Source organism: Paenibacillus sp. R-74696, assembly GCF_055814915.1.
Genome location: NZ_JBPULM010000046.1, coordinates 574,036 through 589,193, shown reverse-complemented (window position 1 = coordinate 589,193; position 15,158 = coordinate 574,036). Strand labels below are relative to the sequence as shown.

General features: G+C 51.3%; 15 protein-coding genes. 13 read left to right on the top strand and 2 right to left on the bottom strand.

Translation table 11 applies throughout. The features are described 5' to 3' along the window. The first annotated feature begins 3 nt into the window (after window positions 1-3). From ACSR9A_RS27115 to ACSR9A_RS27100, 4 genes are all read left to right on the top strand, one after another. On the top strand, window positions 4-510 hold the full coding sequence (locus ACSR9A_RS27115) for a PspC domain-containing protein (protein ID WP_473761166.1): 507 nt from the start codon (window positions 4-6) through the stop codon (window positions 508-510). 2 nt (window positions 511-512) lie between these two features. After that, window positions 513-1,205 carry a PspA/IM30 family protein gene (locus ACSR9A_RS27110; protein ID WP_473761164.1) on the top strand — a complete coding sequence of 231 codons (693 nt, stop codon included), beginning with the start codon at window positions 513-515 and terminating at the stop codon, window positions 1,203-1,205. Window positions 1,206-1,285: 80 nt separating this feature from the next. Then, entirely contained in the window at window positions 1,286-2,365 is a 1,080-nt protein-coding gene (locus tag ACSR9A_RS27105) for a sensor histidine kinase (RefSeq protein ID WP_473761163.1), read from the top strand. Between the two features lie 39 nt (window positions 2,366-2,404). Continuing rightward, window positions 2,405-3,064 carry a response regulator gene (locus ACSR9A_RS27100; protein ID WP_473761269.1) on the top strand — a complete coding sequence of 220 codons (660 nt, stop codon included), beginning with the start codon at window positions 2,405-2,407 and terminating at the stop codon, window positions 3,062-3,064. 65 nt (window positions 3,065-3,129) lie between these two features. Here ACSR9A_RS27100 and ACSR9A_RS27095 read toward each other — a convergent pair whose 3' ends face one another. Further along, window positions 3,130-3,813, bottom strand: coding sequence for a hypothetical protein (locus ACSR9A_RS27095; protein WP_473761162.1), 684 nt, complete (start codon window positions 3,811-3,813; stop codon window positions 3,130-3,132). A gap of 90 nt (window positions 3,814-3,903) precedes the next feature. Next, entirely contained in the window at window positions 3,904-4,269 is a 366-nt protein-coding gene (locus tag ACSR9A_RS27090) for a hypothetical protein (protein ID WP_473761160.1), read from the bottom strand. Between the two features lie 308 nt (window positions 4,270-4,577). On the opposite strand from ACSR9A_RS27090, the gene ACSR9A_RS27085 reads away from it, so the two are divergent. From ACSR9A_RS27085 to ACSR9A_RS27045, 9 genes are all read left to right on the top strand, one after another. Beyond that, on the top strand, window positions 4,578-5,348 hold the full coding sequence (locus ACSR9A_RS27085; RefSeq protein ID WP_473761159.1) for a YwmB family TATA-box binding protein: 771 nt from the start codon (window positions 4,578-4,580) through the stop codon (window positions 5,346-5,348). Window positions 5,349-5,491: 143 nt separating this feature from the next. Further along, window positions 5,492-7,048 carry a glucose-6-phosphate dehydrogenase gene (gene zwf / locus ACSR9A_RS27080; protein WP_473761158.1) on the top strand — a complete coding sequence of 519 codons (1,557 nt, stop codon included), beginning with the start codon at window positions 5,492-5,494 and terminating at the stop codon, window positions 7,046-7,048. Between the two features lie 100 nt (window positions 7,049-7,148). After that, window positions 7,149-8,735, top strand: a complete 1,587-nt coding sequence (locus tag ACSR9A_RS27075; RefSeq protein WP_473761157.1) for a peptide chain release factor 3 — start codon at window positions 7,149-7,151, stop codon at window positions 8,733-8,735. A 168-nt stretch (window positions 8,736-8,903) separates the two neighbouring features. Continuing rightward, window positions 8,904-9,236: a hypothetical protein gene (locus tag ACSR9A_RS27070; RefSeq protein ID WP_473761156.1), complete on the top strand. Its 333-nt coding sequence runs from the start codon at window positions 8,904-8,906 to the stop codon at window positions 9,234-9,236. A gap of 220 nt (window positions 9,237-9,456) precedes the next feature. After that, window positions 9,457-10,485 carry a LacI family DNA-binding transcriptional regulator gene (locus ACSR9A_RS27065; RefSeq protein ID WP_341279202.1) on the top strand — a complete coding sequence of 343 codons (1,029 nt, stop codon included), beginning with the start codon at window positions 9,457-9,459 and terminating at the stop codon, window positions 10,483-10,485. A gap of 21 nt (window positions 10,486-10,506) precedes the next feature. Next, window positions 10,507-11,676: a Gfo/Idh/MocA family protein gene (locus tag ACSR9A_RS27060; RefSeq protein WP_341279201.1), complete on the top strand. Its 1,170-nt coding sequence runs from the start codon at window positions 10,507-10,509 to the stop codon at window positions 11,674-11,676. Between the two features lie 18 nt (window positions 11,677-11,694). Next, the gene (locus ACSR9A_RS27055; protein WP_473761154.1) at window positions 11,695-12,396 is read left to right on the top strand and encodes a ThuA domain-containing protein; all 702 of its coding nucleotides are present in this window, start codon (window positions 11,695-11,697) and stop codon (window positions 12,394-12,396) included. Next, complete coding sequence (locus ACSR9A_RS27050; protein ID WP_341279199.1) at window positions 12,389-13,492, top strand: Gfo/Idh/MocA family protein; 1,104 nt, start codon at window positions 12,389-12,391, stop codon at window positions 13,490-13,492. The genes ACSR9A_RS27055 and ACSR9A_RS27050 overlap by 8 nt, the downstream gene beginning before the upstream one ends. Window positions 13,493-13,841: 349 nt before the next feature. Further along, window positions 13,842-14,945 (top strand): M24 family metallopeptidase, encoded by a 1,104-nt coding sequence (locus tag ACSR9A_RS27045; RefSeq protein ID WP_473761153.1) that lies wholly within the window; start codon window positions 13,842-13,844, stop codon window positions 14,943-14,945. Window positions 14,946-15,158: the final 213 nt, after the last annotated feature.

Below are 15,158 nucleotides of genomic sequence, written 5' to 3'. Positions count from 1 at the left end.
GATATGAAGAAACTATACCGTTCGACACGAGACAGCAAACTATTCGGCTTATGCGGCGGGATTGCCGAAGCCTACAATATAGATGCAACACTGCTCAGAATTTTACTTATTGTAGTGACCATCTTCTCGAGCGGAATCGTCATTTTTATCTACTTACTGGCTGGTCTGGTCGTTCCTAAAGAACCTCCTTATTACAATGGCGGCTTCGGAAATGGATTCGGCAACGGCTATGGAAATGGTTACGGAAATGGCGGACCAGGATCACAAGGCAATGGCCAAGGTTATGGCAACGGCGGTGCTGGTGGAAACCAAAACTTCGGCTCGCAATTCCAAGGCTCGTTCACGAAAGGCCCACAGCAGCAATGGAACGGCCAAAATGCACCGACAGCACCAAGCCCATCCTCGTCGCAATTTGACAGCATGTTTGAGGATTTGGAGAAAAAGGCACTTCGCAAAGAAATCGATGAGTTACGCGCAAAATTAGCCAAACACGAGAAGGGAGAGTTATAATTATGGGAATCTTCAAAAGAATGAAAGATATGACGAAAGCATCGGTGAATGAGGTATTGGACAAAATGGAGGATCCGGTTGTGATGCTCAATCAGTACCTGCGTGACATGGAAGCGGAAATTCATTCGGCAGAGGTTACAGTAGCGAAGCAAATCGCCAACGAGCGCCGCATGAAGCAGCGTTTGGAGGAAGCTGTTCGCAGCACAGCTGACCGTGAGTCGAAAGCAGAGGCGGCTATCCGCAATGACCAGGAGCAGCTTGCCCGCAAATTGCTGGAAGAGAAATTGTTCTTCGATCAAAAAGTAATTGAGTACACGGATCTGTATGCTCAATCCAAAACGCAAGCAGAGGAGCTGACTCAGCAGCTGCATGCGCTGAAAGACGAGTTTTATCAGCTTCGCAACAAGCGTAATGAGCTGGCATCCCGTGCTCAAGTCGCGAAAGCGCAAAAGCATATTGCTCAATTGACGACGACGAATACCATTGATAAAGGTACAGCTTCCAGAGGCTTCAACCGTATGGAAGAGAAAATTTTGCAAATGGAAGCGGAAGCGGATGTATTGCGCACACCGTATTCCTACAGCGGTACGGCTGCACCATTTAATGCAGTAGAAGCCGAAAAACAGCTTAAAGTAGATGAGCAGCTGGATGCGCTCAAAAACAAGCTGAAGCTGGATAAAGCGCCACAGGAATAATAGAACCCGCAGGATGAGAAGAGAGCGGACCGGGCAACCCGGTCTGCTCCTTCTTGCTTGTCGTTTAAGGAGTGAGCAGGTTGCCCGAAGAGAAGCCCTTGCAAGGAGATCAGCCTATTGCGCACCAGCAACAGGATCATAGGCCCCAGCTGCGAGGCCAACATCAGCAGAAATTGGGCGGCCAGCATAATGGACGGGACGCAGCAAATCGGCGCAAAAACCTAACGGAATCCTTCCTCTGGCTGCTGATTATACTTAGCCTCGCAGTCATTATGCTGCAAGGCATCGGTTATGTGAATTTATATACGCTGCAGGCGAAATGGGCGGTTATTGGGCTCGCTGTTACGGGTGTGGCAATGGCGATTGTAGCTTTAAACAATTATTTGCAAAATTCGAAGCTGCGCGAGGTCATTAAGCGGCTTACCGAGCAGCAGCTTAGGCGAAACTATCCGGTGACCATTGATTCGGCTGAGCATGATGAGCATTCTGAAAGCCTAAAGCGTGAAGATCAGGACGATGCATGGACGGAGAAGGTTAAATTTTCTGCGGTCATTGAAGAACGCCAACGGCTTGCACGCGAGCTGCATGATGCGGTCAGCCAGCAGCTGTTCGCGATTTCGATGACGGCGACAGCGGTCAGCCGGACGATTGAGCGCGATTGGGAGCGGGCGCGCCGGCAGGTCCAGCTGATTGAAGAGATGGCTTCTGTTGCGCAGTCGGAGATGAGGGCGCTGCTGCTTCATTTGCGGCCCGTGCACCTCGATGGGAAAAATCTCGCTCAAGCACTGACGCTGCTCGTTGGAGAGCTTAAGGAAAAAGTGCCGATGACCATTGAATTGTCATTGGATGATTCCATAACGATGAAGCCCGCTGCGGAGGATCATTTGTTCCGGATTGCGCAGGAAGCTTTGTCCAATACACTTAGACATGCCAAAGCGGATACAATGAACATAAGACTTTATCGGGAAGATGGAGCTGTCTGCATGGTGCTTCAGGATAGCGGTGTAGGCTTTGATCTGGAGCAGAAGAAGAAGACCTCCTACGGCTTGCTGACGATGGAGGAGCGGATTAACGAGCTTCGCGGCAAGCTGTATATGTCATCACGCCTTGGAGAAGGCACGCTGATTCATATTACGGTGCCGCTGGACATAAATGGTTAAATATTGAAGAGGACGAAAGTGGGGAGCCAGGTGGAGTCGATGGAACAATTAGCTGTACCCGTAAAAGTGCTGCTGGTAGATGATCACGAGATGGTGAGAATCGGCCTTGCTGCCGTATTGGATACGGAAGATGGTATTGAAGTAGTCGGTGAAGCAAGCAACGGGTATGACGGTATACGTATGGCACAAGCATATAAACCGGATGTTGTGCTGATGGATTTGGTGATGGATGGCATGGATGGCGTGGAGACGACAGCGAAGCTGCTGGAATTGTACCCGGATTGCAAGGTCATCGTTCTTACGAGCTATCTAGATGACAGCAAGCTGTATCCGGTCATTGAAGCGGGTGCGTTCAGTTATTTATTGAAAACATCTCGCGCTAATGAAATTGCGGATGCGATCCGTGCGGCTGCACGCGGACAATCGGTGCTGGAATCGCAAGTAGCTGCCAAGATGATGAGCCGCATGCGCCAGCCTAAGCAGCCGGTCGTAGCTCCGCTGCACGATGATCTAACCGACCGCGAGATGGATGTGCTGAAGCGGGTCGCACAGGGGATGTCAAATCAGGAAATCGCGGATGAGCTGTTCATTGGGGTGAAAACCGTGAAGTTTCATATTACGAACATTTTCAATAAGCTTGACGTAGATGACCGGACACAGGCTGCCATATACGCACATAAGCAAGGAATTGCCGAATAGGGGGCAATTTCCTTGCTTATTTTTTTGGATTTATAGGTTGAAAATGATTGGATGAAATTAATTGGTTAGCCTTCATCGTTCAACAGCAGGCCGCTTGGGGGAAGCGGATAATGCATTTTCATCGAGCTGTAGTAGGTGGCGTATGGCTGTGTGCGCTCAGCATTATTTTTCAAAAGATCGGTTGTCCGGATTTCGTCGCCGCCGAGCGACAAGGCCTGCAGCAGCGTCGTCATTAGCCCATAGGGGCCTAGAAGCTGGCGATACAAATGCTGGCCTGACAGCGGGTACTCGCGGTAGATGGAGGCGGCAATGGCAGGACGCAGCATCCAGCGGCTTGTGACGTCGTCGCGAATAAAGCCAACCAGCTCCGCCGCATGATGGTTCATGGCCTGCTGCGCACGATCCCATAGCGATGGCTTAATGTAGCGGGCTACCTGGACGAATGCTTGCTGCAGGCGATTCATGACGCCAGTCAGCTTAGTCAACTGTTCGACAAGGCAGCGCTCGTTGAAATCATTGCGGATTTTGAGAGCAATGACTTGCACCTCTTTATGGGCTTGTCTATATTGTTCGAGCCAGACGGCCGCATGGCCGGCAGCTTCGCGATAAGGATCATTCCAGTCAAAATCGTGCTCGGGAGGCCGTTGAAACTCCATATCCCTGTAGGGATAACTGGCGTAAGGCGTAATGCGCTGTATAGGCTCGAAGACGGCTCTCCGGTTTGTGCGTTCGATAGGGCGGATGGACATTTCAATAACCTCCTTAAATCGGTTTCCTTAGCTAGCATAAGGGATGACAGCCGCAAATACTGCTGAAAATTGCTGTCGAATGTTGGTTAATTAAAAAAGCAGGAACAAAAAGGCAATCAGGGCAAGGTCGATGGCGAAAGCGCCGCCAAACGGCGAGTAGTACCCCGGGTTATAATTATGATAGTAGGGATCATAAGGATAAGCTTGGGTTTGAGCGGCTTTTTCTTTGGTTTTTTTGCTTGCTTTGCCCTTGGGCTTGCCTTTGGCCTTCCCGGCTTTAGGTGATTCAGCTTCGGCCAGCGTCTGCGCGCCAGGCTCTTCATTCAGCGTAAGCTTGCCGCCCCGGCAGTGGCTTAACACGCCGATATGCCTTGCGCCATCATGGGTCACAATGCAGACGGGCATTCCGCAGAAACGTGATATGACGCTTTCTTCAAGGGGATAAATCTGTTCCATGTACGAGTTCCCTCCTATAGGCTTCATGCTTTTGCAAGCAGTATATTCACCTAAAGGCGGATGTGTATGGATGTTTACCCAGATGAGAAGAAAACAGCCTATCTTCTATAAATTCCCCTTATTCTGCCTAAATCAAACAGCAATCGCGATTTTATATGAATGGCAGTCGGAATCGTAAGGCTAGAGGCTCAAGGAAAGGCAGGCAAAAATAAATATATCGTTCCTGTTCTTTTATGGAATTTCATGTAAAATGGAAGCGTTACCCATCATTTGGCAGGTTATGTAGGCCAAGGAGGCTGATGTGATCGATGGCAAAGCTGAACAGGTACACGGAATCGGAAAAAATAAAACGGCGCAGCAGGATCGGCGTGCTGGCAGCAGCATTGGTACTGATTTTTGGCGCGATATGGGCGCTCGTTAACCAGGACAAGCTGACGACGGAAGGGCAAGAGGAGGGCAGCTTGCTTCAGCATGACATGAAGCAAATGTGGAGCTGGAGCGATGGGCTGCTGGAGTCGGGGGCGCCGGGGGCAGGCTGGACGCTGCGCTGGTACGCCAGCGGAGAGGCGGCTAAACTGCGGGAGCAGCTGTTTCCAAGCTACGAAGGAGATGCGGAAGGCGAACTGAGCATCCTGCTGCCGGAATTAGATGGCAAGCTGTCCATGAGTGTGACGGCGTCTGCGGGGCAAGGGCAGCAGCAGATGCTTGTGCTTTTTTTCCCAGAACCAAGCAAACAAGCGGATCAGCATAAGCTGCTTTCAGCTATTGATCATATTGAGTCCGCTATGAGAAGGACAAATATTTCTTATGATGGAGGAATAACCATCAGAGGCTTGACAGAATATAATAATGTGGCGGAGAGGCTTGCGCAGCTTGCAGCTGCCCAGCAGGTGGACCGGTATGATGATGCCGGGACGGTAAGCGAAAGCTTTTTCACTGGAGGGCTTAAAGCTTCTGTAAAGACCGGCGGCAAGGAGGCGAATATGCAGGTCGCGGTGCATAAAGGAACGGATACGGGAAAGCTGGAGGTCGTGATCGGAATCCCGCTGATTTCAGGCGATTACAGCGCCTCGCAATAGATGAAATATTGTGATGAAATCAGGAGAAATAACGATCGTTATTAGTTTTTTTTATGGTGGATTGCGTAGCAGTTTCAGGATTAATATGTTAAACTACATACCATGCAAAGACGTATAAAAATTCATAGGAAAGAATGAGGAATATGGAGCAAAATACGAATCCCGAAACGCTATCGCCGCAAGGCGCCGTATATTATTTGTTTGGAGCAACAGGCGATCTAGCTAAGCGCAAATTGTTCCCTGCCCTGTTCAGCTTATATAAAGAAGGAAAATTGTCTGAAAAATTTGCGGTCGTGGGCCTTGCCCGCAGACCTCGCACGAACGAGCAGTTCCGTTCGGATGTTTATGATTCTATCGTGGAATTTTGCCGCTACAAGGCAGATGATGCGGAGCTTTGGAATCGTTTTGCCGAGCATTTTGAATATATGTCGCTTGATATTAACACCGTAGATGGCTTCCGCGAGCTGAGCAAGCTTTCGGAGCAGCTGGAAGCGAAATTTGATATTCCAGGCAACCGCTTGTTCTACTTAGCCCTAGCGCCTGCGCTGTTCGGACCGGTATCCTTCAACCTGCGCGACGGCGGGCTGCTGGAATGCAAAGGCTGGAGCCGCGTCGTTATTGAGAAGCCTTTCGGCTACGATCTTCCATCCGCACAAAAGCTGAACGACCAGCTGAGCCAAGTGTTCAAGGAAGAGGAAATTTTCCGGATCGATCACTACTTGGGTAAAGAAATGGTGCAAAATATTCAGGTTATTCGTTTTGCTAATGCATTTTTCGAGCCATTGTGGAATAATAATCATATCGCCAATGTGCAAATCACGCTATCGGAAACGGTTGGCGTAGAGGATCGCGGCGGCTATTATGACAAATCGGGTGCATTAAGAGACATGGGTCAAAACCATATGCTGCAAATGCTCACGATGATTGCAATGGAGCCGCCTAGCCGTCTGCATGGCGAAGATATTCGCGATGAGAAGGTTAAAGTGCTGCGCTCGCTGCGCAACTACAAATCAAGCGGCGAGGTTCGCGAGAACGTCGTTCGCGCTCAATACAGCGAAGGCTCTGCTCGCGGCAAGGAACTGACTGGCTATCGTCAAGAGGATTCCGTTAATCCGGAATCCACAACGGAAACGTATTTCGCTGCTAAAGTAGCGGTAGACAACTTCCGTTGGGCTGGCGTTCCGTTCTACATCCGTACAGGCAAACGCCTGCCGGTGAAGACGACTGAGGTTGTTATTGAATTCAAGTCGATGCCGCAAAACGTCTTGTTCGCGCAGCGTCATGATCTTGCGCCGAATTTGCTCGTCATTCGGGTTAACCCGATGGAAGGCATCTACATTAAAGTCAATGCCAAGACGCCTGGTGCCGATAATTCGGTACAGCCCGTGGCTATGGAGTTTTGCCAAAGCTGCCAAATCGGCCTGAATACGCCTGAAGCGTATGAGCGTCTGATTCACGATGCGGTGCGCGGCGATTCTACGTATTTCACCCGTTGGGATGAAGTAGCTCAGGCATGGGAGTTTGTTGACAAAATCGCTCAAGCATGGGGCGAGGACAAGAAGGATCTTCAGTCTTATCCTGCTGGCTCATGGGGTCCGGAAGCGGCGGATAAGCTGCTTGCAGAGGATGGCTTCCACTGGTGGCCGGTTAATGGACAGGAAGAAGACAAAGTGATCTGGATTACGAACAGCGGCAAGTAAGCAGCAGGCTGGACGTCAATTTCGCATAATTTCAAATGAAGATATTCCACAGCGCACCGCCTTTAGGCCGTGCGCTGTATGAATGAAGGGAAGGCAAGCAATGAGCAAAACGCTAAACAATGAATTGCAGCTGGAAGTCGATAAGCGCCGCACCTTTGCGATTATCTCTCACCCGGATGCGGGAAAAACGACGCTAACCGAGAAGCTCCTCCTGTTCGGAGGAGCTATTCGTCTGGCAGGCTCCGTTAAGGCGCGGAAAGCGAGCCGACACGCGACCTCCGACTGGATGGAAATTGAGAAGCAGCGGGGAATTTCCGTTACTTCCAGCGTCATGCAGTTCGATTATGACGGTCATCGGGTCAACATTTTGGATACGCCTGGTCACCAGGATTTCAGTGAGGACACGTACCGGACGCTGACGGCAGCGGATAGCGCGGTCATGCTGATTGACGTTGCCAAAGGCGTCGAGGCACAGACGATCAAGCTGTTCCAAGTTTGCCGTAAACGCGGCATTCCGATTTTTACATTCATCAACAAGCTGGACCGTGAAGGTCAAAGTCCGTTTGAGCTGATGGAGGAGCTGGAGCGCGTGCTTGGCATCCGTTCGGTTCCAATGAACTGGCCGATTGGCATGGGCCGCGAGCTTTGCGGGGTTTATGACCGGATGAAAAATCAGGTCGAGCTATTCCAAGGCAATGATCACAGCACCATCGAAGTGCGCAAGACGGATGATTACAACGATCCGATTATTCGCGAGATGGCAGGCGATTATTTGCACGATCAGCTCGTAGCGGATCTAGAGCTGCTTGATGTAGCTGGCGATCAGTTCGATATTGAGAAAGTACGTGCTGGAGAGCTGACACCGATTTTCTTCGGCAGTGCGGTTAACAATTTCGGCGTGCAAACGTTTTTGGATAACTTCCTTGAGCTGGCGCCAAAACCGACGGAGCGCATGAGTAAATCGGGCCCAGTTGAACCGACGAATGAGAAGTTCACGGGCTATGTCTTTAAAATTCAAGCGAATATGAACCCGGCTCACCGCGACCGGATTGCCTTTTTGCGCATTTGCTCCGGGCGCTTTGAGCGCGGGATGAGCGTTCGCCATGTTCGTGCGGGCAAAGATATTAAGCTGGCGCAGCCGCAGCAGTTTTTGGCGCAGGATCGCGACATTGTAGAGACGGCTTATCCGGGCGATATTATCGGCTTGTTCGATCCGGGCATTTTCCGTATTGGCGATTCGCTGTCGCAAAACTCGGAAGTCGTATTTGACGAGCTGCCGACGTTCTCGCCAGAGATTTTTGCCAAAGTAACGGTTAAAAACGCGCTCAAGCATAAGCAGTACCAGAAGGGTGTTGACCAACTGACGGAGGAAGGCACGATTCAGGTGTTCCGTTCGGTTGGCGGGTTTGATGAAACGATTTTGGGCGTCGTTGGGCATTTGCAATTCGAGGTGTTCGAATATCGGATGCGCGCGGAGTATGGCGTAGAAATTCAATTGCACCGCATGACGTTCCAGTTCGCACGCTGGATTGTAGACGATAAGATCGACCCAGCGAAATTCCGGATTAACTCTACACTCGTTCAAGACAAGAAAGGCAATTATGTCGTCTTGTTCGAGAATGAATATGCAATGAGAACGGCGATGGACAAAAATCCTACGTCGAAATTTCTTGAAACAGCGCCTTAAGCGCGCTGGAAACGTCAGGGCAGGCAAGCTGCTCTGGCGTTTTTTTGAAAGATAAGCATTGTCAGACCTAGTCGAATTGGAATACAATAGGAGAGTATATGAAGAGGAAGCTTGTATTTGTTTTCCTTGCGTGATGACAATTACATCGAAGTGGGGGGTTAAAGGAAAATGAGCAATGTAAAAACATTGTTATTGATTACAGGAATTTTTGAAATTATTATTGGGGTTCCCGTTTTAGGTGGCCTGATTGTAATTAATATGCTCTATGTGCCGTTGGTTGTAATGCTGGCTCTGCATATTGTGACGTTAGTGCTGGCTTCCCAGCATAATGCCGATAAGCACGGCAGTATTTTGGGTATAGTTACGTCTGTCATTGCGATTATTCCGGTTGTAGGCATGATTATGCATTTAATTACAGGAGTTTTGCTGCTTGTGAGTGCGTCTAAGTCAGACCGCAACCAGTCGTCGTATTCGCCACCGCCGCCGCCATCAAGCTTCTAAAGGAACCTTTAAGCAGCGGTAGAGAACAGCAAAGAAGCAAACAGCAAACAGCAAAGAGCATTGCAGACCTTTAGAGGCCAGCACTGCTCTTTGTTGTTTATGCTTTTATTTTGCGGCATGCGGAGAAAATGGACAGTCTTATTTTTCTATTGACGGGCTTCCACATTCATGAAATAATGTACGCGTGTACATTAATTGAATATGCTTGTGAATCAGGAGGATGCTTGCTTTGGTCAGTAGAAAAGAAGTTGCGTCACTTGCGGGCGTATCCGAAGCCACAGTATCCAGAGTGCTTAATAAGGTAGGGCCCATCCGGGAAGAAACTCGCCTTCGGGTAGAGGAAGCGGCACAGCAGCTTGGTTACGTGCCAAGTGCGCTGGCACAGCAGTTCGCTAGAAGTCGGAGCGGGAATTTGGGCGTAATCTTGCCATTTGTTCCTAAAGTTCATTTGTTTTCCACGTATTATTTTGCAGAAATTTTGAGCGGCATTGGCGAGGCGGCTAAGCAATATGGGTATGATGTGCTGTTGATATTTCGGGAGCCAAGTGGCTCGCGAGATTATGCCAGACTGTTTCTGGCACAGAAGATTGATGCCTGCATTGTGTTAGGCGCACAAAATGTGCCGGAAGAGAAGAAAGCGCTTGCGGAGCTTCAGGAGAAGGGTTATCCATTCTGCCTCGTTAACCAGCGGTTTGCGGAGGAAGGATATTTATCCGTCGATGCGGATCATCATGCGGGGAGCTATGAGGCGGTCAAGCATCTCATTGACGGCGGGAGCCGTAGAATTGCTTTTCTCAATGGACCGGATGTGTTTTCAAGCAGTATGGACCGGATGTCGGGCTACAAGCAGGCGCTTGGGAATGCGGGACTCGCTTACGATCCTTCATTGACACTACTGGGCAACTATAGCCGCAAGAGTGGGGTTGAAGCAGCGGATGCTGTCGCAGCGCTCATCCGCAGCGGGCAGGCGGATGCGGTATTTGCCGCTAATGACCGGATGGCTATTGGCCTAATGGATGGCTTGCGCGCACATGGAATCGAGGCTGGAATTGATGTAAAGCTCGTCGGCTACGATGATTCAGAAGGCTCGGTTATCGTGAGCCCGAAGCTGACGACGGTAGCAGTGCCTTTTTACGAAATGGGAAGAAGGGCGGCACAGCGGCTGCTCGGTCCTGAGAAGGACGGGCCCAAGGAGGTAGAGGAAGGGCTGCTGCCGGTGCATTTGGTTAAGCGGGAAACATCTTCATAAATCGGGAGGCGGAGATTGAATATGGGGAAGAAAGTACGAGTGGGAATGGTCGGCTATAAGTTTATGGGAAAAGCGCACAGCAACGCTTATCGGGCTTTGCCGATGTTTTTTCCAAAGACGCCAGCACTGCCAGAGATGAAAGCAATCTGTGGCCGCAACGCCGAGGCGCTGGAGCAAGCTAGAAGCCAGTTCGGCTGGGAAAGCGCTGAGACGGATTGGCGCAAGCTGATTGAGCGCAGCGATATCGATGTGATCGACATTAATGCGCCAAGCGATGCGCATAAGGAGATTGCGCTGGCGGCTGCCGCTGCTGGCAAGCATTTGTTCTGCGAAAAGCCGCTGGCGCTCAATGTAGCGGATGCGAAGGAAATGCTGGATGCGGCAGAAGAAGCCGGAATCAAGCATATGGTTGGCTTTAACTATCGATTCGCACCAGCGGTGCAGCTGGCGAAGAAGCTTGTCAGCGATGGCCGCTTGGGAGAAATCTATCATTTCCGCGCGGTGTTTCTCCAGGATTGGATCATCGATCCAACGTTTCCGCTCGTCTGGCGCCTGCAGAAGGAAGTTGCCGGTTCAGGCTCGCATGGCGACCTTGGCGCCCATCTGATTGACTTGGCGCGCTTCCTTGTTGGCGAGTTTGACGAGGTCATCGGCATGAGCGAAACGTTCATCAAAGAGCGCCCGCTGCCATCTGAAATGACGGGGCTTAGCGCCAAAGGGGACGCTTCCGGTGCTCGCGGCAAAGTAACGGTGGATGATGCGACGCTGTTTATGACTCGTTTTGAAAATGGTGCGCTCGGCAGCTTCGAAGCGACGCGCTTCGCGGCAGGACATCGTTCTACGAATGCTTTCGAAATTAACGGGAGCAAGGGCAGTGTGAAATTCGATTTTGAGCGTCTGAATGAGCTGGAGGTTTATTTTACCGACGATGCTGACGATGTTCAAGGCTTCCGCCGCGTGCTGGCGACCGATCCGGCTCATGCTTACATGGATGCCTGGTGGCCGGCGGGACATACGATTGGCTATGAGCATACGTTTACGCATGAAATGCAGGAGCTGATGCTGGCGATTCACGAGGATCGTCAACCTGTGCCGAATTTCCATGATGGACTTCGGTGCCAAGAGGTGCTAGAGGCAGTTGAGCAGTCCATTACAGAGCGCCGCTGGGTCAAGCTGGCAGAGTACAAATAGAGGAGATGCAATAAGACGATGAGCAAACCGAAGGCATTAATCGTATGGGGCGGCTGGGACGGACATCAGCCCAAAGAGGTAGCGGCTATTTTTGAAACCGTGCTTGCGGGAGAAGGGTTCGAGGTTGAGGTTTCGGATACGCTGGAGGCTTTTGAGGATGGGGAGAAGCTGAAGGCGCTGGACCTGATCGTTCCGGTATGGACGATGGGGAAAATTTCCGACGATCAGTTGAAAAATGTATCCGAAGCGGTTCAGAGCGGCGTTGGATTGGCAGGCTGTCACGGCGGCATGTGCGACTCCTTCCGCGAAAGCGTGGAATGGCAGTTCATGACGGGCGGTCAGTGGGTGTCGCATCCCGGCAATGACGGTGTGGTATATGTGGTCAATGTGACGAACACCTCCAGCCTGCTGACCGAAGGCATTGAGGACTTTACGGTTAGCAGCGAGCAGTATTACATGCATGTAGATCCGGCGGTTGAAGTGCTGGCGACGACACGTTTCCCGGTTGCCGACGGCCCGCATGTGCTGAATAAAGCGGTTGATATGCCGGTGGCTTGGACGAAGCGCTGGGGTGTAGGCCGCGTCTATTACAATTCGCTTGGGCATCAAGCCAACATTGTGGACATTCCGGTTGTAAAGGAAATGATGCGTCGTGGGTTTAACTGGTGTGCGGAAGGCAAAGCAGCTGCAGCAGGCAGAGACGGAGGCAAACATGAGTAAAGTCAAGGTTGGGATCATCGGGACAGGCAATATTAGCCGCATTTATTTGGAAAATGGTTCAAAATTCAGCTCTATGGAAATTGTCGCATGTGCTGATCTGGATGTGGAGCGCGCCAAGGAGAAAGGCGCGGAGTATGGCATTCGCGGCTGCTCGGTCGAGGAGCTGCTCGCTGACCCGGAAGTGCAGATGGTCATCAATCTGACGATTCCAGCCGCGCATGCTCCGGTGTGCTTGCAGGCGCTGGAAGCTGGCAAGCATGTGTACGTAGAAAAGCCGCTCGCGGTTACACGCGAAGAGGGCAAGCAGGTGCTGGAGCTGGCGGCGGCGAAAGGGCTGCTCGTAGGCAGCGCGCCGGATACGTTTCTGGGCGGCGGTCTCCAGACGTGTATTAAAATCATTGAAGACGGCTGGATTGGCACGCCAATCGGCGCTACCGCTTTTATGATGTCAGGCGGACATGAGAGCTGGCATCCAGCTCCGGAGTTCTATTACCAGCAAGGCGGCGGCCCGATGTTCGATATGGGACCTTATTATTTGACGGCGCTTATTGCAATGCTAGGACCGATTGCCCGTGTAACGGGTTCGACCCGCATTACCTTCCCAGAGAGAACGATTACGAGCGCGCCGAAGCATGGGCAAAAAATTGAGGTTGAAGTGCCGACGCATGTGGCCGGCATTATGGAATTTGCCGCTGGACCAATCGGGACCCTGCTGACTAGCTTCGATGTAAAGGCCGGCTCCACGCTGCCATTCATTGAAGTGTACGGCAGCCAAGGTACACTTCAAGTTACGAATCCAAACGATTTCGGCGGGCAAATCAAGCTGCGCCGCAGCTGGTCTGCGGAATGGTCGACCATTCCGCTTGCTTACGGCCATTCCGAAAATGGCAGAGGCATTGGCGCAGCCGACATGGCGCAAGCCATTCTGACGGGCCGCAAGCACCGGGCTAACGGGGAGCTTGCCTATCATGTGCTGGAAGCGATGCATGGCTTCCACGATGCGGCTGAGCAAGGCAAGCATTATGTGATGCAAAGCAGCTGTGAGAAGCCGGCGTTATTCCCGCTCGGTTTGGCGGAATATACACTGGACAAATAGGCTAGTAAAGACAGTTGGAGTAGGCTCGTTAATCCGCGCAAGTCGCGGGTTGGCGGGCCTTTTTTTAAAATATAAGCCATTAAAAGTATCCCCTTATAATGGGCTTATATTTCATCCTCGAAACGGTAGCTTTGCCACTAGTGGACGGTGACAGCCGTTTACGCTTGTATCTGCAAGCAGCTGGATTAGCAGGGGGAGGTGCTGCCTCGGGGTTACCGCACTATTTTTCACGAAAAGCTCTTGCTTGCCTTGCCTTGCATCGTGTGCTTCCAGTTTCAGGCTTATTTGAGGTATGATAGAGCTATTGGTTTTAGAAATTGGTGCATGAGATGGAGGAGGAGAGTGAAACATGTATAACCCTTATGAGCTTCGAAAATCGAGCTTGATCGCCGAGCTTTCCGCTGCTGGAATGGAGGCTGCTCTCGTTACGTCGCCGGGCAGTGTTTTTTATTTGACGGGCTTTCATTGCGACCCGCATGAGCGTTTTATGGGATTGCTCATTAACCCGAAGGAGTCGACGTATACGCTGTTTGTCCCGGCTTTGGATCAGGAGAGCGCAAGCGGAGCGGCGATGGTATCGAAGCTGGTTGCGATTTCGGATACCGACAATGCCTATGAGCTGCTTGGCAAAGAAGCTGACAAAAGCGCCGCAGCCATTGGCATAGAAAAGCGGCATTTAAATGTAGCAACCTATGAACAGCTGGCTGGTGTGTTTGCTAAGGCAGCCTTCCGGGATGTGGAGCCGCTGCTTATGGTTTTGCGCCTTCGCAAGTCGCCGGAGGAAATTCAGCGGGTTCATGCCGCAGTAGTCATTGCCGAGAAGGTGCTGCATGAAGTGGCAGCCAAGGCGGCCGTTGGTGTGTCCGAGCTTGAGCTGAATGCGGAGATTGAATATCGGCTGCGCGTGCTGGGCGGCGATAAGCCCGCATTTGAGACGAGTGTGCTGGGCGGCGCTCGCTCCGCATTGCCGCATGGCAGGTCGGGTGAGTATCGACTGAAGGAAAATGATTTTCTGCTCATTGATATGGGCGTGTACAAGGATGGTTATTGCTCGGATATTACGCGTACGTTTGTGATCGGTGAAGGTACAGCCGAGCAGGCGCGTATTTATGACGCGGTGCTTGCGGCGAACCGTCAAGCGATTGCGGCCGCAGAAGCGGGGAAACCGCTCGCTGTAGTAGATCGTGCTGCTCGCGAGACGATTGAGGCACAGGGCTATGGTGAATTTTTCAACCATCGCGTAGGTCACGGCTTCGGCATTGATATTCATGAGCTGCCTTCCGTTCACGGGAGCAATGAAGCACTGATTGAAACGGGGCTGCTGTTCACCGTAGAGCCGGGCATTTATGTTCCGGGGCTTGGCGGCGTGCGTATCGAAGACGATATTTATATCGGCGAGGATGGCAAGCCGCAGGTGCTGACGAGCTTTCCGAAGGAGCTTCAGCGGCTGTAGCTGCGGATGAGCAGTATAGGTGTAAAGGTGCAAATGGCAGGACTAGAGCGGTGAGAGAGCGGCAACAGAGCGGCAAAAGTGCTGTGAAAGAACTGAAAAAGTGCAGGAATATGAACGGGTTTACGCAAGTGCATGGTCCTCTTGTCCTCATGGACGAGGGGATTTTTTTATTTTTCACCTGCTAATTGAGTATTGGAACCCCTTTGTACAAAT